Source organism: Singulisphaera rosea, assembly GCF_054877945.1.
This window is the reverse complement of the sequence record NZ_JBTYIP020000001.1, coordinates 842,208-864,645: the sequence shown is the minus strand read 5'-3', so window position 1 is coordinate 864,645 and position 22,438 is coordinate 842,208. Positions and strand designations below refer to the sequence as shown.

Genomic DNA, 22,438 nt, shown 5'->3' with positions numbered 1-22,438 from the left:
ACCTCTCCCCATTCCGGCCCGAGACGGCCGGTTGATCCCCTTGAAATCGTCCGAATGAAGGATGAATCCATGCCGTTGACACTCGATCCCAAGACGAGCGACTTCTATCGAGGGGCGATGGCGCGGATGAGCAAGGCCGGGATTTCCTTCCTCGTCGGTGGTGCCTACGCCATGGAGCGGTACACGGGGATCGAGCGACACACCAAGGATTTCGACGTGTTCGTTCGCCCCCCGGACGTGGATCCGGCGCTGGCTCTGTTCGCCGAGGGAGGCTTTCGGACCGAGATGACCCACCCCCACTGGCTCGGCAAGGTCTACCACGAGGATGCGTTCGTCGATGTCATCTTCGGCTCGGGGAACGGGGTCGTCGCGGTCGACGAGGAGTGGTTCGAGCACGCCGTCCCCGACGAGGTCCTCGGGTTCCCCGTCGGCCTCTGCCCGGCCGAGGAGATCCTCTGGTCCAAGTCCTACGTCATGGAGCGAGAGCGTTTCGATGGCGCCGACGTCGCCCATCTCCTGCGGGCCTGCGGCCCGAACCTCGACTGGGGCCGTCTCGTCAGGCGCTTCGGCCCCGATTGGCGGATTCTCCTCGCCCACCTCGTCCTGTTCGGATTCATCTATCCCGCCGAGCGACTCGCGATCCCCGAACGGGTGATGGCCGACCTCCTCGCTCGACTCCAAGGAGAGTTGGGATCGACCTCTACCGAGGAATCCGCCTGCTTCGGTACCTTACTCTCGAGGTCGCAGTACCTCATCGATCTCCGGTCCTGGGGGTACGCGGACGCTCGGCTCGAGCCGAAGGGACGGATGTCCCAGGCGGACATCGATCATTGGACGGGGTCGATCGAGCGGGATGGGACGTTCTGAATGCCAGGGGCTCGAACCGGCCGCGGATGGGACGCGGGATTTCTCGGCCGCCGATGAAACACCGATGGATCACGGGTAATTCAAGGATCGAAAATCGGATTGACACTGTATTTTTATGGCATATTATTAGAAATATTGGAAATGGTTATTTGTTGATTTTTAGGCCATCCTTGATTGGTCGAGGAGCACGGCCTCGACCGTGAGGCCGGGGCCGAATGCGATCGCGACGGCGGGGGTCTCGGCCCGGGAGTCGTTGAAATCCTTCAAGATGAATAAGATTGTGGCTGATGACATATTGCCGTATTGAGATAAGACCGAGTATGACGAGGCGAGGTCCGGTCGCAGGATGTCCATCGCCTCTCCGAACGCGGACAGGATGCGGGGGCCGCCGGGGTGGACGGCCCACGAACGGATCGATTGGAGAGAATGGCCCTGCCGTCGAAGCCAACCCTCGAGCCAGGGCCTGACCTTCGTGGAGATGATGCGGGGGACCTCGGTCGAGAGGGTCATCGCGAAGCCGTGATCGCCGATGGCCCAGGACATCTCCCCGGTCGAATCTTCGATCAGTGTCGATCCCGACGCGACCACGGCCAGTCGAGGCCTCGAGGGACGCGAGGCGCCGGTCAGGACCGCGGCGGCCGAACCGTCCGCGAAGAGGGCGTTGGCGACGATCGTTTCGGGGTCCCATCCGTAGGCGTGGTGCAAGCTGCAAAGCTCGGTGGAGCAGAGGAGCACGCACGCCGATGGGTCGGCCTGGGTGAACGCCCGGGCCATCCTCAACCCGTTGAGTGCCCCCTGACACCCCATGAATCCGACGTGGGTCCGGGCAATCGATGCTCGCAAGGGGAGGCGCCTCGCCAACGCGATGTCGAACCCCGGGGCGTGGAAGCCGGTGCAGGAGACCGTGACGAGGTGGGTGATGAGGTCGGGCTCGATCCCCGCTTCGGCGACGGCCCGTGACGAGCTTTCGAACGCGAGTTGCTCCGCCTTCTCGCGATAGACGGCCATCCGCTCGGCGGTCGTCGGTGGCGTCGGGCCGTAGAACGTCTGACGATCGGCGAGAGGACCGTCCGAGGCGTCGAGAAGGACGCTGTGGCGCGTGGCGATGCCGGTTCGTCGGTACAACTCCTCGACCGCTCGCGCACGCTCGGGAGGGACCGCCGCGAATTGCTTGAAGATCTGGGCGGAATCCGCCTGGGAGATCCGGTGGGCGGGTACCGCCGTCCCCATTCCGATGATGTCCATGAGACGATTCCCCTCAAGTCGACGAGTGGGTCAGGACGGGGCGGTTTACGACGCGGATCAGGGCGTTGGGGACGGTCGGCACGGCCCCGGCGATGGCGAAGACGAGTTGGGTCAACCTCGGCCGTCGTGCGATCGCCGCGATGAGGGCCGCGGGCCAATTTTTTGATCCAACCGTGCCGTGATATTCACGGGACCAGGCCTGGGCGACTTCCGGCGACCACGCCTCCACAGCCCTCGCGACGTAGGGGGCCAGGGCGACGGCCCCGTGGAGTGCGATCGCCATGCCCTGCCCGGTGAAGGGTTCGACATATCCCGCCGAATCCCCGACGAGGAAAACCCGAGACGACGCGACGGGCCGTGTCGATCGTGTCAGCGGCAACGTGCCCGACCATTCCGCCGAAAGCATGGCCGGGACCGGCGGAAATCCCGCCTCCTCGAGGATCGTGGCCCCGGCGTGAGCAGGGCCCCCACAAGACTTGAGGAACTCCGGATCGGCGGCCAAGGCGATCGCCAATCCCTCATGGGTTGATGTGAGGCCGACGTATCCCGACCGGCCGATCGCCATCGAGATCCGGCCCTCCGTATAGGTTGACGCCCGGGACTCGACCGTGCAACCGGCCCCGACTCGAGCTCGTCGGGAGACCTGCGTTGAGAATGAATCCGAATCTCGCAGGGCCGAGTTCCCGAGTCCCGCGGCCATGACGACGACTCGTCCGAAAACGACCTCCTCGCCACCTCGAGTCCTGAGCCGAACGGCGCGCGTGGTGGCGCCGGACTCGACTTCGAGCCCCGCCGCCGTCTCCGGCCGAAATGCGGCGCCTGCGGCTTCGGCGTGGCGAACGAGCTCCGAGTCGAGAATTGTGCGAGGGATGGCTACGCCTTCCGGAAGGGAAAGACGGACGCGTTTTCCCCGGAACCCGAGCTCGAGGTGGTCGAGCCGGACTCCCGACGAGGCTGGGATCTCCCCCAAGCCCAGCGACTCGAGGAGTTCCACGGCCGACCGGTTCAAGCAGGTGCCGCAGACCTTGGGGCGTGGGAACCGTTTTCGCTCGACGAGCAGAGTCGACAACCCGGATCGGGCCGCGAGCAGCGCCGAGAGGGCACCGGCCGGTCCCGCTCCGATCACGATGACGTCCCACGTTCGACTGGGGTTCACGGTCGGCTCCAGGAAAGCAGGAACCGCTGAGGCCAATGCGTTCGGATCGAGGCGCCCGACAATCCGGCGGCCTGGGCCATCTCACGGACCTCGTCGAGTCGAAACGCCGCCGCGACCGACGCCGGTCCGTCGTGATGGACGACCTTCGAACGACTGAGGAGTCGACAACCCGCCCATGCTAGGGCGTATCCCAGTCGGCTTCGGATCAGGTCATCCACGAGGACCGTCCTCCGGGCCGAAGCCCCCATCTTGGCGAGGAGCCGTCCCGCGTCGTCCCCGCCCAGGTGATGGAGAAACAAAGTGCTCGTTAAGATGTCATAGTCTCGCGGGATCGGATCGGCGAGTGCGTCGAGCTTGAAAAAGTGGACATCGACGCCGAGCTTTCGGGCCTGGCACCCTGCGAATGCGATCGCCTGCTCGCTGAGGTCGGCGCCATGGACCTCGAGCGGCAGTCCTGCGGCCTTCGCCAGGCTCGCGATCCCGCAAGCCAGGTCACCGCCACCGCAGGCCAGGTCGAGCACCCGAAGCGTCCTTCCGTTCGCAGCCCTCCCGGCTTCCAGGATCGGTGCCCACATCTGCGGGAGGCTCCGACTGAAGACGTTGATCCGCCCAAGCCCCCGCAGGGCGCTTTCATGCGAACGGCGGTCCAAATCCGGGAGATCCATGATTTCTTGAACGCGGAGGCGATGGCGCATGGCACGATCGATCCTCAAAAGAGAGCAAACCGGACGACTTCGAGAAGGCTGTACAATCCCTATCCTTGCCTCCGACCCGCGGCCCGCGAAAGATCGCGACTGGAGATATCGAAAATCCAACGACCTTCGTGTCGGCCAGTTGCTAGACCGTATCGCCATCCATCAGCTAAAGTTATCGTGGCACGCTTCCGAAGGCTTCGCGGGCCTACCCATGTGCGGGGTGCATGCGCCTGAGAATCATCAGCCCACTGGGCGACTTCGGCGCGTCGTCCGCTCGAAGTTCCCATGTTGAATGACGCGGGCTCTGGGGCGTGACCTGCTGGAAAGGCTGCGAGCGAGTGCCGCGGTCCACGGTGTCTACCCTGACGACTTTGACGGCCCCTCCTTGAAGAACACGGCGGATTCCGATGGGAACCGAATCACTGTCGGTACGGGATATCGGCCGGATCGTCCGGGTCAGGCAGCGCCAGTATCTGGTCGATGACGTCTCACCGGGCAAGGCGGCCTCGACGACGATCGCCAGGCTCTCCTGCGTCGACCCGGATCATCTCGGGCGACCGCTCGAGGTGATCTGGGAACAGGAGCTGGACGCCGAGATCCCGACGGCGGAGACCTGGGGGCTGCTCGGCGGCCGAGGGTTCGACCCTCCCGACCGGTTCTCGGCCTACTACCACACGCTCCGCTGGAACCGGGTGACGGCCTCGCGGACCGACCTGCTCCAGGCCCCGTTCCGGGCCGGGATCGGCATCGCGCATTACCAGCTCGAGCCGTTGCGCATGGCGCTCGGCATGCCCCGGGTCAACCTGTTCATCGCCGATGGCGTCGGTCTCGGCAAGACGATCGAGGCCGGGCTGATCGCTCGCGAGCTGCTCCTCCGCCGCAAGGTTTCCGACATCGTCGTCTGCTGCCCGCCGTCGATGGTGCTCCAGTGGCGCGAGGAGATGGAAAGCCGGTTCGGCCTGCTCTTTCAGATCGTCGACCGGTCCTATGTCCATAAGATCCGCAAGGAGCGTGGGTACAACGTCAACCCCTGGGCGACGCACAACCGATTCATCATCTCGCACAACCTGATCAAGGACGAGGAATACGCGTCGGACCTGCGGACCTGGCTCGGGCGCGACCTCGTGCGGCCTCGCTCGCTGCTGATCCTCGACGAGGCCCACCACGCCGCGCCGGCCGCGGCGGGGGCCTACGCGATCACCTCGCAGTTCACCCGGACCGTCGAGGAGTTCGCGGCCAAGTTCGAGCACAAGCTCTTCCTCTCGGCGACCCCCCACAACGGCCATTCCAACAGCTTCCGGGCCCTGATGGCGATCCTCGACCCGCAGCGCTTCTGCCGAGGGGTCCCCGTCAGCCGCAAGTCGCGGGATCAGGTCCTGATCTACCGGCTCAAGGACGACCTGCGCGAGATCGGCATCCCGGGCTTCCCCGTCCGCGAGGTCCTTCCCATTCCGATCACGGCCCCGGTGAAGGGGACCCCGGAGCTCGAGCTGGCCGCGAAGTTGCAGGTCTACTGTGCCCTCCGCGAGGAGCGGCTGGACACAGCGCCGGTGAAGATCCGCAACGCCTCGGCCTTCCTCAGGTCGGGCCTCCAGCAGCGGCTCCTCTCCTCGACCGAGGCCTTCTGGAGGACCCTGGGCAAGCACGACCGGACCATCCGGGACGCACTCGACGCTCGGCAATCACGCCGAGCGGTCGACGACTCCGAGCTGGACGAGCCATCGCTGTCGGCCATCGGCGGCGGGCTGGACCCCGACGAGGAACTCGAGGTCGACCCCGACTCGGCGACCCCGGACCAGGAAGACCCCGCGACCGTCGAGGCCGATCGCCAGACCGAGAAGGCCACACTCGCCACGCTCGGCGACACCGAGCATCCCAACTTCGCCAGGGAAATGGCCCTCCTCGCCGACATGCTCGCGATCGCCGATCGGGCCCGGCACCAGCCGGACGAGAAGCTCAAGACGCTCTTCGAGTACATCGACCGGAACATGGTCGAGGCCCGTCCTGGCGCCCGCTGGAACGAACACCGGATCATCGTCTTCACCGAATACGACGACACGCTGGTCTACGTCCGTCGCCACCTGGAGGCCCAGATCCGGGCGACCGACCGCGCCGAAGGTCGGCTGGCCATCTATCGAGGGGGCACCTCGATCGAAGAACGCCAGGAGATCCGGGAGGCGTTCAACGCCGACCCGGCCGTCAACCCCGTGCGCATCCTGCTGGCCACCGACGCGGCACGCGAAGGGTTGAACCTCCAGAAGTACTGCTTCAACCTCTTCCACTTCGACGTCCCCTGGAACCCCGCCCGGCTCGAGCAGCGCAACGGCCGGATCGACCGCAAGCTCCAGCCGTCGCCGACGGTCTACTGTCGCTACTTCCTCTACGAGAACCGCGAGGAGGACGCGATCCTCCGGCGGATCGTCGAGAAGACCGAGACGATCTATCGCGAGCTCGGCGGGTTCTCGACGGTGCTCGACAAGGGGCTGATCCAGTCGCTCCGCCGCCGCGGGATCGATCGCTCCAGGGTCGCCGAGACCACCCGCATGTTCGACTTCTCCGCCCCCGAGGACGAGGCCCGCGCCGGCCTGGCCCTGGCCGAGGTTTCGGGCGAGGAGGACGAGGAGGAGGGGCCGCCGCCCGCCGCCCGACCCGACCAACGCGAACGGATCGACAGGGCCCGTCGCGAGAAGCTCCGCAAGAGCGTCGAGCGGCTCCGCACGATCTTCGAGGAGAGCAAGCGCTGGCTCGACTTCCGCGACGCCGAGTTTCGCGCCGCGCTCGATTGCTCGCTGCGGTTGATGGAGATCGAGGGCGGCTTGACCGCCGAGCCGCTCGAGCGGCCCACGGCCAGGCGATACGAATTCCCGACCGCGTCGCTGGAGCGCAACCCCTCGTGGCGCGAGACGCTCAACAGCCTCCGCGCCCCTCGCCGCAAGGGCGAGGACTTCGGGGCCTGGTACGCCAGGTGCCCGATTCGCCCGGTCGTCTTCGAGGACCCCGGCGTCACGCCGCTGGGCGAATCCGACCCGGAATCGCGGCTCGAGCCGGTCCACATGCACCTGGAGCACCGGGTCAGCCAGCGGTTGCTCGGGCGGCTCCAGTCGCAGGGGTTCGTCTACAACGACCTCTCGCGGGCCTGCCTCGCCCAGACGGCGGGCTCGATCCCGCTGGTCTACCTGATCGCCCGCCTCTGCCTCTACGGCGACCACGCCGCGAGGCTCCACGAGGACATCATCGCCGTCTGCGCCGAGTGGACCCGGCCGGAGATCCGCAAAGGGGGCCTCTCACCCGTCGATCCCAGGAGGATGAACGAGGTCGAATACCTCCGTCGCCTCGACGAGGCCCTGCTGGCGGGCCAGGCGGGGAAGATCGCCGAGAGCATCCAGGGCGAATTGCTCGCCGCGTCACGCCGGGACATCGACGAGCTGAAGGGGCACCTGGAGAAGAAGGCCGAGGGCCTGGAGGCGAAGGTCCGCAAGGAGCTGGCGGCGGCCGGCGAGAAGGAAGCCGAGGGCATCCGCAAGCTGCTCGAGGACCAGGCCCGGCAGATCGACAAGACCCTGGAGAAGTGGGAGGGGCAGGAAGCCTCCGCGCGGGAGAAGGCCGAGGCTCGTCGGGCGAAGCGTGGTCCGACGCTGCCGTTCGAAGCCGATCTGGATGCCGTCCTCCTCCAGGACGAGCGGGCGCGTCGCGAGCGGTCCCTGGAGAGACGGGCGATGGAAAAGCGCAAGGCCGATATCCCCCGCGAGATCGAGGAGGAGCCGGTCCGCATCCGCCGCCGCTTCGAAGTCCAGACCGTCCGGCTCGAGCCGGTGGGCATCGTCTATCTGTGGCCGGAGATGGGTTGAGATCGCATCATGGCTCGAACGAAATCGACCAAGGCCCTAGCCTCGACGACCGCCAGGCGTACCCTCGACGGCGGCGACCGGACGATCTACACCCATAACCTCTGGCTGAACTACCTCAGGCCGGTCTCGCTCGGCCTGGTCGTCTCGCCCAGCGCCCTGCGCGTCGCCCAGGTGGACTTGCCGCTCCAGTCGCCCGAGGCCCAGAACGCCCTGCTCGACCTGACCATCGCGAAGGCCATCCCCGAGGATGAAGACCCCGACGCCTCGGTCTCGACCCGCATCCTTCCCGACCTCCGCGCCTTCCTGACCGGCTTCCTCGGCTGGAGGCCCGACCTGCTGGACCTGTTCCGACCGGGGCCGAACGCTCGGATGTTCGCCGGCCAGGAACGGGCCCTCAGGCCGGATGATCTCCCCGAGGCTCCCGAGGCGATCCGCCACCAGCTCACGCAGTACGACGACGCCCTCGAACCAAGCTTCGCGTATCGCTGGCCCAAGGCTCCCGAGGACGGCTCGCCGTACGCCCTGCTCGGGCTGGCCGTCCCCGGAGGGGTCGACTTCGACCGCAAGCCGCCCGACCCGGAGGACGGGACCTGGGTCGAATCCCCGCAGAAGAAGTTCGAGCGGCTGCTCTACGAGACCGGGATCCCGCTCGGCCTGATCTTCCAGGAGTCGGCCGTCCGGCTGGTCTATCGGCCCGAATCGCAGCAGTCGGGATACATCACGTTCCCGCTCGAAGCGATCCTCAAGCCGGCCGGCCGCCTGGCCTGCACGGCCATGCGTGCCCTGCTCAACCACCCGCGAATCCACGTCCTGCCCGGCCGGCAGCGGCTGCACGCGATCCTGGCCGAGAGCCGCAAGTTCCAGAACGAGGTCTCCACCCAGCTCGCCGAGCAGGTGCTCGCCGCCCTCTTCGAGCTGATCAAGGGGTTCGAGGCCGCCGATGAGGAATCGCGCGGGCGGCTCCTGGCGGGAATCCGCGACCGGGCCGATCGGACGCATGAAATCTACGAGGGGCTGCTCACGGTCCTGATGCGGCTGGTCTTCCTGCTCTACGCCGAGGAGCGCGAGACGTTCCCGAGCGACGACCTCTTCGTCCGCAACTACTCGATCGCCGGGCTATTCGCCCGGCTCGTCGAGGACGAGGGCCGCCACCCCGACACGATGGATCAGCGCTACGGGGCCTGGGCCCACCTGATCAGCCTGTTCCGGCTGGTCTATCGCGGGGCGAGCTACGACGGCCCCGACGGCAAGCTCGTCAAGATCCCCGCCCGGCACGGCGACCTCTTCGACCCCTCGCGGTTCCCGTTCCTCGAAGGACAGCCCCTGGCGGGCGAACCGGACGGACCCCACCCGCTGCCGAGCGTGGCCGACGGCACGGTCCTCCGGGTGCTCCGCAACTTGCTCTACCTCGGCCATGAGCGCCTCAGCTACCGATCGCTCGAGGTCGAGCAGATCGGCTCGGTCTACGAGGCCGTCATGGGCTACCGGGTCGAGGCGGCGAGCGGCCGGTCGGTCGCCATCAAGCCCGAGAAGCGCGGGGGTGCGCCGGTCACGATCAGCCTGGATGAGCTGCTCGGGCAGTCGGCCAACAACCGGGGCAAGTGGTTCAAGGAGAAGACCGACCGCAAGCTGGCGACGGCCGCCGCCTCGGCGGTCCGGGGAGCCAGGACCGAGGCCGACCTCGTCGCGAGCCTGGACAAGCTGATCGACCGCCGGCTTACGCCCGCCCCGGTCCCGAAAGGCTCGCTCGTGATCCAGCCGAGCCCCGAGCGGCGGCGGAGCGGGTCGCACTACACCCCGCCGACGCTCACCGGGCCGATCGTGACCAAGACGCTCGAGCCGATCCTCGCCCGACTCGGCCCCGATCCGACGCCCGAGGCCATCCTGGCGCTCAAGGTCTGCGACCCGGCGATGGGCTCGGGGGCCTTCCTCGTCGAGGCGATGCGGCAACTGGCCCGACTCCTGGTCGAGGCGTGGAACCGCCACGGCAAGCCGCCGCGCATCCCCAGCGACGAGACGCCCCTGCTGTTCGCCAGCCGTTTGATCGCCCAGCGCTGCCTCTACGGCGTGGACAGGAACCGGATGGCGGTCGACCTGGCCAAGCTCTCGCTCTGGCTGGCCACGCTGGCCAAGGACCATGCCTTCTCGTTCCTCGACCACAACTTCCGCCACGGCGATTCCCTGGTCGGCCTCTCCTTGGCCCAGATCCAGGCGTGCCACTGGTCGCACGACCTGAGCGGCGCGATCCACCTCCCGGCCCTCGAACGCCGGGTCGCCGAGGTCATGAAGCGGCGACACGAGATCATCGCGGCGGAGGAGTGGACGAGCTACGAGAAGCTGAGCGATCTCCGCCGATCCGCCGACGGCTGGCTCGACCAGCTCCGCTTCCTGGGAGCGGCCATCCTCGGCGTCTTCTTCGAAGGCGGCACGGCATCGGCCAAGGAGCGGCGTCGCGAGGACCTCGGCATGACGTTCCGCGAGTTCCACGGCAATCGGGTCGACTTGCCCACTCGCGAAATCCTTCGCCGAGAGATCGGCCAGGCTGCCTCAGTCCTCGATCGGGTCGAGCCGCCCGTAAAGCCGTTCCACTGGGAGATCGAGTTTCCCGAGGTCTTCCTCGCCCCTGAGAAAGACGGATCGCTCGGTCGACCGCTCGAAGGTGGGTTTGACGCGATTGTTGGCAATCCGCCTTTTACCGCTGGGACTAACATTTCCTTAACACAAGGCGAATCGTATCGTGATTGGTTGTATTCGGCATTTCCCGAGAGCGGAAACCGCATGGACCTTGTGGCCTATTTCTTTAGACGATCGTTTTCCCTGATCTGTTTTGGTGGCTCTCTTGGTCTGATCGCGACGAACTCAATTGCTCAAGGGGATACCAGGAAAGGAGGGCTGCGTTATATCTGTCACGACAAAGGTGTTATTTACGATGCAATGCGCCGTCTGAGGTGGCCGGGGATCGCGGCTGTTGTAGTTAGTGTTGTGCATGTCTGTCGTGGTGAATGTAAGAGTCAGCGACTACTCGATGGGAATTCTGTTGGAAATATAAATGCATTTTTGTTTGATCGCGGCGGCCACGATGATCCTCAAGCTTTGATTGAGAACTCCGGACTAACCTTTGAAGGATACAAACCCGCAGGCCAAGGATTTTTATTCGACGATGACGATCCGGAAGCGAATCCCATGGTTGTCATGCATCGACTCATGGAGGACGAACGAAACAGGAGTCGAATTTTTCCGTTCATAGGAGGAGAGGAAGTAAATTCGAGCCCAAGTCATACGCCTCGCAGATATGCGATAGATTTCGACGATTTCTCTCTGGAGATGGCTGGTACTTGGTCTGAATTACTAGAAATTGTTGAAACCAAGGTCAAACCATATCGGGACAGCGTAAAACGTGACGCGCACCGAATAAGATGGTGGCAGTATGGCGAAAGGCGACCAGGGCTACGCAAGGCAATCGCCGGTCTGGAACGAATAATGTGTGTCTCACGCGTTGGAGATAAACTTTCCTTCGCTTTTCTGCCCGGCGGCATGATTTATTCCGAAGCATTGGTTATTTTTCCAACAGGGTCTTATGCGTTCTTCGGCCTCCTCCAGTCCCGCCCCCACGAACTCTGGGCCCGCTTCTTCGGCTCGTCGATGAAAGACGACCTCCGTTACACCCCCTCCGACTGTTTTGAGACCTTCCCTTTCCCTGAAGGCTGGGAGACAAGAGGCGAACTCGAAGCCATCGGCCGGCAGTATTACGAGTATCGCGCCAGGCTGATGATCGACTCGAACAAGGGGCTGACGAAGACGTACAACCGGTTCCACGACCCGAAGGAACGCGCGCCCGAGATCGCCCGGCTCCGCGAGCTGCACTCGGCGATGGACCGGGCGGTGCTGGCGAGCTATGGCTGGGCCGACGTCGACACGACCTGCGGGTTCGACCTCGACTGGTGCGAGGCCGAGGCTTCCGATGACGCCTCGCCCGACACGCTCGAACGCCTCGAGGCCGGCCGGTACTTCTTCGAGTCGGCGGCCGACGCCCAGTCCTTCGCGGCCGAGCTGGTCGGGATCGGCAAGGGCCTCCCCTGGCGCTATCGATGGAGGCCCGAGGTCCGCGACGACGTCCTCGCCCGCCTCCTCCTCCTCAACACGCAGAGGGCCGAGGCCGAACGCCAGGCCGGCCTCTCGCCCCTCGCCGGCGATGATCTCATCGACGATGACGACAACCTTGACAGCGAGGACGGGGACCAGGACGATGATTCCGGCGATGATGATTGATTGAATGTCTCTACGACCGTTCCGGGGCCGACAAGGGTGTCGGCCCGCGCACGGATCGACCGCCGGTGAGCTCTCCCACCATGACCTCGGCCGAAGTCCGCCAGCGACTCGTCGACGCCCTGATCCTCGACCTCATCGGCCCCATCGCCGATCCGTCTCGCGCCGGCGAACGACTCGAACAGGGCCCCTCCCGCTGGTATCTGACCGGGTTCCTCGTGCCCAGCACGCGGGCCTCGGTCGACCTCCCCAAGGGTGAGGACCAGGACGACGAGGACGAGGACGAGGAGGCCGACAACGACCTGTTCGGCCCCGACGACGACCCGCTCGACCAGCCCACCGCCGAGTCGGTCCTGGTCGACGACTCGGACAAGAACGCCGCGGTCGTGACCTCGAAACGGAACTTCCTGCCCTCCTCGATGGGCCTGAGCGTCCTGGTCCCGAAGGGGACGACCGAGCTGAAGGTGACCGTCCGCTGGGGCGACTACCACCCCGAGTTCGCCCCCGAGACGCCGGCGCCCGAGCCCGTGCCCGCCGAGGGGACCTTCGCGCTGGCCTCGGCGAAGCCCGCCCCCAAGCCGAAGAAACGTCCCGGGATCGTCGCCTGGGCCCGCCAGCAGCGCGAGGCGAGCTTGACCCTGGACCTGCGGGGGACCTTCGGCCGAATCCGAGCGGCCGGAGTGCCCGGCTCCGACGGCCTGAGCCTGGAATGGCTCGCCCGTCCCGCCCCCCGAGAGGCGCTCGACGAGGCGCTCGTGCCCGACGGGGCGATGTCGGTCAACGTCTACCTGGTCAACAACCGCAAGGCGATCCACGGCGCCCTCAAGGACCAGGCCATGGCCTTCCAGGCCGAGCTGATGGTCCATTGCGAGCGCGGGTTCGTCCCCCGCCCCAGCCTGAGCGGACTCGACTCCGAGGACGACGGCGACCGCGAGGCCGACCTCCAGTACCGCGACGTCTGCGAGTTCGCCGTCGGCCACAACGCCTCCGCCAACGCCGAGGTCGACGACGATCAATGCACCTGCAAGCTCGTCCGGACCGCCTGGGTCCCCCACGCCCTGGTCGAACGGGTCGAGCCCCGCAAGCTCGAGGGCATCACCCTCGGCATGGAGGGCCTGGCGCGCCTGACGACCCACGACGAGGCCCGATCCTCCCTGGTCGGGCTGGCCGACCTCTACGAAGCCTGGATCGCCGAGCAGCCCAGGACCAAGGCGGAGCTCCATCACGACCGCCGGGTTGAGACGAGCGAGACGCTCCTCAACCTGGCCAGGGTCGCGGCCGATCGGATCCGCCAGGGGATCGAGGAGCTGCAAGACCCCAGGGCTTTCCGCGCCTTCACGCTCGCCAACGCGGCGATGGCCCGCCAGGCCCGCCGGCGAGTCGCCCTGCCCCAGGGCAAACGCCCCGAGGACGTGGCCGAGCCGAGGTGGTATCCCTTCCAGCTCGCCTTCGTCCTGCTCAACCTCCGGGGGATCATCCACCCCGAACACGCCGATCGCCAGACCGTCGACCTCCTCTTCTTCCCGACCGGCGGCGGCAAGACCGAGGCGTACCTGGGCCTCGCGGCCTTCACGCTGCTCTACCGCCGCTTCCGCGAAGGAGTCGGCGGGACGATCCCCCGCTATGCCGGCGTGACGGTCCTGATGCGCTACACGCTCAGGCTCCTGACGCTCGACCAGCTCTCTCGCGCCGCCGCCCTCATCTGCGCCCTGGAGTTGATGCGTCGGGAAGACCCCAAGGGGCTGGGGACCTGGCCGTTCGAGATCGGCCTCTGGGTCGGCTCGGGCGCCACGCCCAATTACATGGGCAAGCCGGGCGACCCGCACGGGATCGTCTCCAAGGTCCTCGCGTTCAAGCAAGGCAAGGAGTCCCGCCCGCCCGTCCCGCTGGAGAAATGCCCCTGGTGCGGGTCGACGCTGGTCGCCGACTGCTTCAGCCTCCATCCGAGCCAGGACCACGCCGAGGAGCTGCGGATCGGCTGTCTCGGCGACGACTGCGACTTCACGGGCGACCATCCGTTGCCGATCCACATGGTCGACGAGCCGATCTACAACCGCCTGCCCGGCTTCCTGATCGCGACCGTCGACAAGTTCGCCGCGATGCCCTGGCGGGGCGAGGTCGCCAAGCTGTTCGGCCGGGTCAAGAGCTTCGGCCGGGGCCTCGGCTTCTTCGGCGACTGCGACGGCCGCGAGGGGGCCGACCTCGACCCTCCCAACCTGCCCCCGCCCGAGCTGGTCATCCAGGACGAGCTGCACCTGATCTCCGGCCCCCTGGGGACCGTCACCGGCCTGTATGAGACGGCCATCGACCACCTCTGCCGGGATCGGCAGGGGCGAGGCCCCAAGGTCGTCTCCTCGACGGCCACGGTCCGCCGGGCCCAGGAGCAGATCCTGGCCCTCTTCGGCCGCACCTCGGTGCAGATCTTCCCGCCCCCCGGCCCGAACCGGCGCGACTCCTTCTTCGCCCAGACGGTCACGACCCGGGAGTCGGCCCGGTTGTACCTGGGCATCGCCGCCCAGGGCCGCAGCGCCAAGCGGGTCTTGCTCAAGACCTACCTGGCCCTGATGTCGGCCGCCGAGCGGCTCTACCAGCAGAACGGCGGCAAGGGCGTCGCCGACAATCCGGCCGACCCCTACATGACGATGCTCGGCTACTTCAACAGCCTCAGGGAGCTCGGCGGGACCCGTCGCCTGATCGAGGACGAGCTGACCAGCCGCCTCCATCAGTACGGCAAGCGCAAGCGGCTCGATGAGCTCGAATCGCCGTTCTCGGACCGGCCGAACCTCTCCGAGGCCCTGGAGCTGACCTCGCGCTACAGCACCTCCAAGGTCTCCGAGGCCAAGGACGCCCTCAACCGCCCGTTCCGCGAGCCCGGCAGCGTCGACATCGCCCTGGCCACCAACATGATCTCGGTCGGCCTCGACATCCCCCGGCTCGGCCTGATGGCGGTCTTCGCCCAGCCCAAGATGACCTCCGAGTACATCCAGGCGACGTCCCGGGTCGGTCGCCAGGCGGCGAAGCCCGGCCTGATCGTCACCATCTTCAACATCAACCGCCCCCGCGACCGCTCCCACTACGAGCGATTCCGGTTCTTCCACGACACCTTCTACCGGAACGTCGAGGCCACGAGTGTCACCCCCTTCTCCCCCCGGGCGCTCGACCGGGCCTTGTTCGCCGTGGCCGTCGCCCTGGCCAGGCTCGGGCACGACTTCATGATCCGGGACGGCGACGCCCAAATGATCCTGAAACACAGCCAGCACCTGGACGACGTCGCGCGGACGGTCGCCGAGCGGGCGAGGGCGCTCGACGTCGAGGGCTCTCGGGAGGGTCCGATCGAGCAGACGGCCGTCTATGGCAAGGTCCGGAGCCTCCTCGACGACTGGTTCACCTACGCCGAGGAGTTGCAGCAGGAGCGGGTCGACCTGAACTACACGGCGGACGGCCCTTCCACGACCCGTAAGCTGCTCCACGAGATGCTCGACCCCAAGCTCGTCAACCTGAGCCCGGTGCGTCGGCAGTTCAAGGCCCCGCGATCGATGAGGGATGTCGAGCCGACCGTGGCGATCCTGCCCCGGCGGTTCAAGGCCCCGAAGGCCCCGATCAAGGTCAAGGGCGAGGTCACCGTCTCGGCCCTCCGCCAGAGCCAGCTCGTGACGACCTACGGCCCGGGCGCGATGATCGACCTCCCCTGGTTCGCGGCCGTCGTCGGCGGGCTCGACTTCTGGGACAAGGGCGTGAAGATCTCCGAACCCCGGCTCGAGGCCAAGGCCGCCCAGGCCCTCGGGCGCGACGCCGTGGACCTGGTGGCCCCCTACGTCAGCGACAAGCTCCCCGACGCGACGACGACCCGGGGCGTGATCGCCTGGAAGTTCCCCAAGTGGTCGATCACCCAGGAGACCAGGCGACAAACCGACCTCGACGGCCGGACCTACCAGACCCGCATGCTCGTCCCCGAGTCCCACCTGGACGAGAAGACCGGCCAGTACGAGGGGGCCGATTTCGACGACCGGGGCAAGCGCCGCAAGCTCGACGTCGTCCCGATCCGGTTCATCCGCGCCTGCAAGAACGGGCATATGGGCGATATCGACTGGTACAACTTCGTGCATCGGGGACACACGAACTGCGGCGGCAAGCTCTGGCTCGACGACCTGGGCGCGACCGGCGAGCTGAACGAGCTCCGGGTCCGCTGCGATTGCGGGCTCCCACCCCGCTATATCAGCGAGGCGGTCGGTAAGGAGAACCCGGCGCTGGGTCGGTGCGACGGCTCACAGCACTGGCTCGGTCAGGCGGCCGAGAGGGAAGACTGCGACCAGATGAGTCGGTTGCTCATCCGGACTGCCAGCAACGCTTACTTCCGTCAGCCGCTCAGCGTCATCTCCATGCCCGATCGAGGGCGAGAGGTCCATGCCGCGGTCGGCCCATTGTGGGATGGCTACCTCAAGGCCGTGACCAGCCTCGAGGAGCTGAAATTCACGAAGCGCATGGGGTTGGTGGGCTCCGCCCTCGAAGGCTTCTCCGACGACCAGGTCATGCAGGCCATCGAGGCCCGGCGAGCGGGCCAGGACGGACCGCCGCAGCGCAAGATCAAGGAGGCCGAGTTCGAGCTCCTGACCGGCGGCCAGCCGATCATCGGCAAGAACGAGCACGATAGCGTCTTCTACGCCGAAGAATATCCGAAATCGGCCTGGAACGACGAGCTGACCCAACGCCTGCAACGCGTGGTGATCATCCATCGCCTGCGCGAAGTGACGGCCCTGGTCGGCTACACCCGATTCGACTACATTTCGCCGGACATCGATGGCGAGTTCGACCTCAACCTTCGGCCCGCCAAGCTCGGCGTCAATGCCAACTGGATCCCCGCCACCGAAAACAAGGGCGAGGGTCTGTTCATCCAATTTCATAAGGATCGCGTCGACGAGTGGAAGCAGAGGCCGGCGGTCCGGGCCCAGGCCGATCGCCTGGAACGCGGCCTCCGGAACTGGTGTCAGGAGCGAGACGTCATGGGCCGGCCGTTCTTCGGCGCCCCCTACGTCATGCTCCACTCCCTCTCCCACATGCTGATCAACGCGATCTCGCTCGAGTGCGGCTATCCCGCGTCCTCCATCAAGGAGCGGATCTACGCCAATCAAAACCAAGGTTACGGCATCCTCCTCTACACGGCCGGGGCCGACTCCTACGGGACCCTCGGCGGCCTGGCCAGCGCCGCCCGATCGCTCGATCATTTCTTGAAGTCCGCACTCGAGATCGGCCGGCTGTGCTCGAACGACCCGGTTTGCGCCCAGCACGAAGCCGACAATCTCAACGAACGGCGGCACCTCCACGGCGCGGCCTGCCACGGCTGCCTCCTCATCAGCGAGACCAGTTGCGAGCTGCTCAATGACCTCCTCGACCGGAGCCTCGTCGTCCCCACGGTCGCCTGCCAGGGTGCCGAGTTCTTCCCGGACCCGTCGTGAGGGATGAGGTCGCAATGCTCACGGACATCCTGCGACTCTCCGACCCGGAACTCGAACAACTCCTCGGCGCCCTCTCGCAGGGCGCGATCCGAGCGGGGGGGAGCGTTTCGCAGGTCCGGAAAGCGGGCCTCTCCGACCGCGCCGAGCTGGTCCAGTCCTGGCTGAACGAGGCGATGGATCAGTTCGGGTCGATCGCGGCCCTGGCGGCGGCGATCCGGCTCCTACGGGCCGACCGAGTCCGTCACGACCGCGAGAGCTCGCATCCGGAATTGATCATGACTGGTCCCGCGATCGAGGGCGATCCGAACCGTGACACGCGGGTCGTGGTCCGGGAGGTCTTCGAGTCGGCTCGCCGTTCTCTGCTGATCGTCGGCTACGCCTTCTACGGCAGCGACCGGATCTTCGAAGCCCTGGCCCGTCGGATGGGCGAGGACGCGGCGCTGAGGGTTCGGATCATCGTCAACATCCACGCCAGGGAAGGTGATTCGCCCGACCAGACCATCCGGCGATATGCCGCCGACTTCCTGAGGACGAGCTGGCCCTTCCATCCCCGGCCGGAAATCTTCTATCTGCCGCGATCCCTGGAGGCCCGCGCGGGCCAGAGGGCCAGCGTCCACGCCAAGCTGATCCTGGCGGACGAGGCGACGATCTACCTCGGCTCGGCGAATTTCACCACGGCCGCATTCGAGCGCAACATCGAAGCGGGAATTCGCCTCAACAACCCATCGCTCGGATTCCGGTTAATCCATTACTTCAACCAGATGATCGGCGAAGGCATCCTCTCGCCGCTCCCGATCGACTGATCTCGCCCATCGAAGTCCGGTCCATCAAGGATGTGAGGCCGGACTGTAGCCGGCCGATCGCCGAACTTCGGGGCCGCGATCCCGATGGCTTTGCCCGGGTGTCTCGAGCGGCTAACGTCTGGCTGGCACACGGCATAACGTCTTCGGGACCCGAGAGCGGAGGCGGAAACGGGGACTGGCTCCGCAGCGAAGCGCAGGTGCCTGTCCCCGTTTCCGCCGCAGCGGACGGCGACGGCCCGGAAAACGGGGACAGGCACCCGGCTCCGACGTCGATCCGCGAGGGGCCCGGCCTGATCCGGCCGGGAGCCAGTCCCCGTTTTCCTCCGACGTGCGCGACGCAAGCGAGAACCGGTCTAAGGGGACCTGGCGGTTCTCCGCTATCGATCCCACGGGACCCGAGACAATTGCTTGGTGAATCCTCATCGACGCGTGGGGGCCGCGCGAGGGGGACGAACCGGATAGAATGGCGGGCGGAGATTCCGCTGGACCGAGCGAGGGTATGCGAGCGATGGCCGACGAACTGCGGGCGAAGTATGACGAGTTGATCCGGGCTTCTCGAGAGGCGGCCGTCCTGGGGTCGTGCTCGGCGGTGCTCGGTTGGGACGAGCAGACGTACATGCCGAGGGGGGGCGTCGGGCACCGCGGCGACCAGATGGCCTTGCTGGCCGGCTTGCACCACGAGCGGATCACGGACCCGAAGATCGGCGGGTGGCTGGATGACCTCGAGGGCTCGGCCCTCGTGGCGGAGCCGGATTCGCCCGAGGCGGTCAACGTCCGGGAGATCCGACGGGGGTATGCGAGGGCGACTCGGCTGCCTCGCGACCTCGTCGAGGAGATGGCGCGGACGACCTCGATGGCCCAGCAGGAGTGGATTTCCGCCCGGGCCTCGGCCGACTTCGCGAAGTTCCGCCCCTGGCTCGAGACGATCGTCGGGCTCAAGCGTCGCGAGGCGGAATGCGTCGGATTCGAGGAGGATCCTTACGACGCACTCCTCGACGAGTACGAGCCCGGGGCCAAGAGCCGGGAGATTGCGGTCCTGTTCGAGTCGTTGAGGAGCGAGCTCGTGCCGCTCGTCTCGGCGATCGCGAACGCGACGAGGCGGCCCGACCTGGCGATTCTCCGGCGCGACTATCCGATCGACCGCCAGCGGGTCTTCGGCGAAGCGGTCGCCTTCGCGCTCGGGTTCGACTTCCAGCGCGGGCGGCTCGACACCACCGCGCATCCGTTCTGCAGCGGGATCGGGCCCGGGGATTGTCGGATCACGACGCGGTTCCGGCAGAACAACGTGGGCGATGCCCTGTTCGGGATCATGCACGAGGTTGGGCACGGCCTGTATGAGCAAGGACTCGCCGTCGAACACTTCGGGACGCCGATGGGCGAGTCGGTTTCGCTCGGGGTCCACGAGTCTCAGTCGAGGCTTTGGGAGAATGCCGTGGGCCGCTCCCGGCCGTTCTGGGAGCATTTCTTCCCGCTGGCCCAGCGGGTCTTCCACAAGGCCCTTCACGAGACGGCACTGGATGACTTCCTGTTCGCGGTCAACCACGTCGAGCCCTCCACGATCCGGGTCGAGGCGGACGAGGTCACGTACAACCTCCACATCCTGATCCGGTTCGAGCTCGAGCAAGCGTTGATCTCGGGCGACCTTCCCCCCGCCGACGTCCCCGCGGCGTGGGACGAGAAGTATCGGCAGTACCTCGGGGTGACGCCTCGCGACGCGGCGGACGGCTGCCTCCAGGACATCCACTGGAGCGCCGGGCTCTTCGGATACTTCCCGACCTATACGTTGGGCAACCTGTTCGCGGCGCAGCTCTTCGCCAGGGCGAACCAGGACCTTGGCGACCAGAGCCCCGTGTTCGCCCGAGGCGATTTCGGTCCGTTGCTGGGCTGGCTCCGCGAGAAGGTCCACCGCCAGGGGAAGCGGTACACCTCGCCTAAGCTCATTCAGCATATCACGGGGGACACGATCGATCACCAGCCATTGATTCGAGCTCTCCGGGAGAAGTATGGACCTCTGTACGGCGTTTGAGTTGAGGCTTCGACCCCCCGATTTCGGAATCTCCTTGCGAAGGGGTTCGAGAGGTCGGCGCCAGAAACCCGGTTTTGAAGAAAAACCGGGTCTCGAAGAATCCATCGCATTCCGAGTGACGCGAGAGGCTTGGCCGTCCGCTGAGTGGCGAACTCGAGGTGCGGGGCTATCCGCTTTGCGTTCACATCGGGTATCTTCAGAAATGAAGGGTATCGGGGCTTTCGAGACGCTTCGGCGTCTCTCCCGCGGGTGACGATCGAATGCGTCGGATCCGTTCGTCTGTCGCAGAATCATGACGTTCGTCGGGCTTGCCGGTGATTCCATGGACAGCCTCGAAACGTTTCTCGAAGGGCTGCTATACGAAGGGCGGATCGTCTTCCGTCGCAAGCCGACGCCCTCCGAGACGCCCGGCCGGGCGCTTCGGGTGCTCGAGCGGGCGTTCGAGGCCCATCGCCTGGAGGTGGCCGGGTCGCTGATCTCCTTCGACTCGGGGGTCGCGTATGCCGCGAGCTTGCTGGTCTTGAACGCGAGCTGGGCGCTCGTGGATCGGTCGGATGGCCTGGAGATGCTCGAGACTCGGCTGGCGATGCCGCATCCTCCGACCACGCCGGCGCATCACCTCTCGGCCGACCTGGTGTTCCGATACCTGCCGCAACTCCATCGTCGGGCTCGGGGTTTCAACCCGGCCGACGGCTTCGCGGGCCTATTGGCGGACATCCTGGCTCGCTGGCCCCTCTCGGGGGTGCTCGGAGGATTGGACCCCGGGCCGAGTTCTCCGGTCGATTTCGGGGGGCACGCGGGCCTGATGCTGCTCTATGCCGAGCGCTGGGCGCGTGAACGACCGGAGGCCTGGCGGCCGAGCGGCCGTCCGCTCGAGTATGTCGAATGGATCGTTGGGCGGGCCGAGGGAGTACGGACGCCGAGCCCGGCGCGGGAGAGGGTTGGCCATGGTTGAGGAGACGGTTTCCCGGCTTCGACTCGAGGTCGTCGACGACCTCAAGCGCCGGTTCGTCGGCCGGGACGAGGTGGTCGACCTGATCGCCCTGGCGGTCGTCGCGGGCGAACACCTGTTCTTGCACGGCCCCCCCGGCACCGCCAAGTCGGCCCTGATCCGCCAGTTCTCGGGCGCGGTCCAGGGGCGTTATTTTGAATATCTGTTGACCCGTTTCTCGGAGCCGAACGAGGTCTTCGGCCCCATCGACCTGGTACGACTCCGCGAGGGGACGGTGGCCAGCGTCACGACCGGGATGTTGCCTGAGGCCGAGTTCGTCTTCCTCGACGAGCTCTTCAACGCCAACAGCGCGATCCTCAACAACCTGTTGTCGGTCTTGAACGAACGGGTCTATCGCCGAGGGGCCGAGGTCCACCCCTTGCCCTTGCTCTCGCTGTTCTCGGCGTCGAATCACCTGCCCGAGGACGATGCGCTCCGCGCCCTCTTCGACCGGTTCCTCCTCCGCTGCCACGTGGACAACCTCCGCCGGGACGCGATGCCCCGGCTGCTCACGGCCGGCTGGGAGATGGAGCACGCCCCGGCGCCCGGGTCGTCGGTGACGGCCGCCGACCTCCGCGCCTTGTCGAGCGAGGTCTACCGGGTCGACCTGACCGCGGTCGCCGAAGCTTATGCCGAAGTCGTGTTCAAGGTCCGCGACCTCGGCGTGGCCCTCTCGGACCGCCGGGCCGTCAAGATCCTGAAGCTGGTGGCGGCCTCGGCCGTCCTCTGCGGTCGGAAAGCGGCGACGGTTTCCGACCTCTGGGTGCTCCGGTTCGTCTGGGATCGCGAGGAGCAGATCGCTCCGCTTGCGTCGCTGATCGCGGGGGTGATCGAGCCCCACGCCGGCGAGCCGGCGACGCACTCGCTGGCGACCGTCCCCGAGCGGGTCGGGGGCGAGGAGATCGCCGCGCAGGTCGATGCCGTCGCCGGAGAGCTCCAGGCCGGGGCCAACAAGAGCCTCGCCGCCCTCGCCAGGCTTCGTGAACGGCTTACCGAGCTCGCCGACCGCGCGAACTGGGTCGTCGATGACGAGGCCCGTGTCCACCTCCTGGGCCGGATCGAACAACTCCTGGTGCGGCTGGGTTGAC

Annotated in this window: 11 protein-coding genes; 8 read left to right on the top strand and 3 right to left on the bottom strand. The window is 66.6% G+C overall.

Annotated features, from left to right (window positions below; translation table 11 throughout):
* The first annotated feature begins 69 nt into the window (after positions 1 to 69).
* Positions 70 to 867 (top strand): nucleotidyltransferase family protein, encoded by a 798-nt coding sequence (locus ACYOEI_RS03285; protein ID WP_462847851.1) that lies wholly within the window; start codon positions 70 to 72, stop codon positions 865 to 867.
* A gap of 159 nt (positions 868 to 1,026) precedes the next feature.
* Here the strand turns inward: ACYOEI_RS03285 and ACYOEI_RS03280 are convergent, their stop codons facing one another.
* Genes ACYOEI_RS03280 through ACYOEI_RS03270 form a run of 3 tightly spaced genes read right to left on the bottom strand, consistent with a single transcriptional unit; the run spans position 1,027 to position 3,963 of the window.
* Positions 1,027 to 2,112, bottom strand: coding sequence for a type III polyketide synthase (locus tag ACYOEI_RS03280; protein WP_462847850.1), 1,086 nt, complete (start codon positions 2,110 to 2,112; stop codon positions 1,027 to 1,029).
* Between the two features lie 13 nt (positions 2,113 to 2,125).
* Positions 2,126 to 3,268 (bottom strand): NAD(P)/FAD-dependent oxidoreductase, encoded by a 1,143-nt coding sequence (locus ACYOEI_RS03275; protein ID WP_462847849.1) that lies wholly within the window; start codon positions 3,266 to 3,268, stop codon positions 2,126 to 2,128.
* On the bottom strand, positions 3,265 to 3,963 hold the full coding sequence (locus tag ACYOEI_RS03270) for a methyltransferase domain-containing protein (protein ID WP_462847848.1): 699 nt from the start codon (positions 3,961 to 3,963) through the stop codon (positions 3,265 to 3,267). Before ACYOEI_RS03270 ends, ACYOEI_RS03275 begins: the two co-directional genes overlap by 4 nt.
* A gap of 407 nt (positions 3,964 to 4,370) precedes the next feature.
* Between ACYOEI_RS03270 and drmD the strand changes: the two genes are divergently transcribed.
* From drmD to ACYOEI_RS03235, 7 genes are all read left to right on the top strand, one after another.
* A complete protein-coding gene (gene drmD, locus ACYOEI_RS03265) occupies positions 4,371 to 7,811 on the top strand; it encodes a DISARM system SNF2-like helicase DrmD (RefSeq protein ID WP_462847847.1) in 3,441 nt (1,146 codons plus the stop codon).
* Between the two features lie 9 nt (positions 7,812 to 7,820).
* Positions 7,821 to 12,080, top strand: a complete 4,260-nt coding sequence (locus ACYOEI_RS03260; protein ID WP_462847846.1) for an Eco57I restriction-modification methylase domain-containing protein — start codon at positions 7,821 to 7,823, stop codon at positions 12,078 to 12,080.
* Between the two features lie 65 nt (positions 12,081 to 12,145).
* A complete protein-coding gene (drmA, locus tag ACYOEI_RS03255) occupies positions 12,146 to 17,530 on the top strand; it encodes a DISARM system helicase DrmA (RefSeq protein ID WP_462847845.1) in 5,385 nt (1,794 codons plus the stop codon).
* A gap of 14 nt (positions 17,531 to 17,544) precedes the next feature.
* Positions 17,545 to 18,333 (top strand): DISARM system phospholipase D-like protein DrmC, encoded by a 789-nt coding sequence (gene drmC / locus ACYOEI_RS03250; RefSeq protein ID WP_462847844.1) that lies wholly within the window; start codon positions 17,545 to 17,547, stop codon positions 18,331 to 18,333.
* A 508-nt stretch (positions 18,334 to 18,841) separates the two neighbouring features.
* Complete coding sequence (locus tag ACYOEI_RS03245) at positions 18,842 to 20,359, top strand: carboxypeptidase M32 (protein ID WP_462847843.1); 1,518 nt, start codon at positions 18,842 to 18,844, stop codon at positions 20,357 to 20,359.
* A 322-nt stretch (positions 20,360 to 20,681) separates the two neighbouring features.
* Positions 20,682 to 21,314 (top strand): hypothetical protein, encoded by a 633-nt coding sequence (locus ACYOEI_RS03240; RefSeq protein WP_462847842.1) that lies wholly within the window; start codon positions 20,682 to 20,684, stop codon positions 21,312 to 21,314.
* Positions 21,307 to 22,437, top strand: coding sequence for an AAA family ATPase (locus ACYOEI_RS03235; protein WP_462847841.1), 1,131 nt, complete (start codon positions 21,307 to 21,309; stop codon positions 22,435 to 22,437). The genes ACYOEI_RS03240 and ACYOEI_RS03235 overlap by 8 nt, the downstream gene beginning before the upstream one ends.
* Position 22,438: the final 1 nt, after the last annotated feature.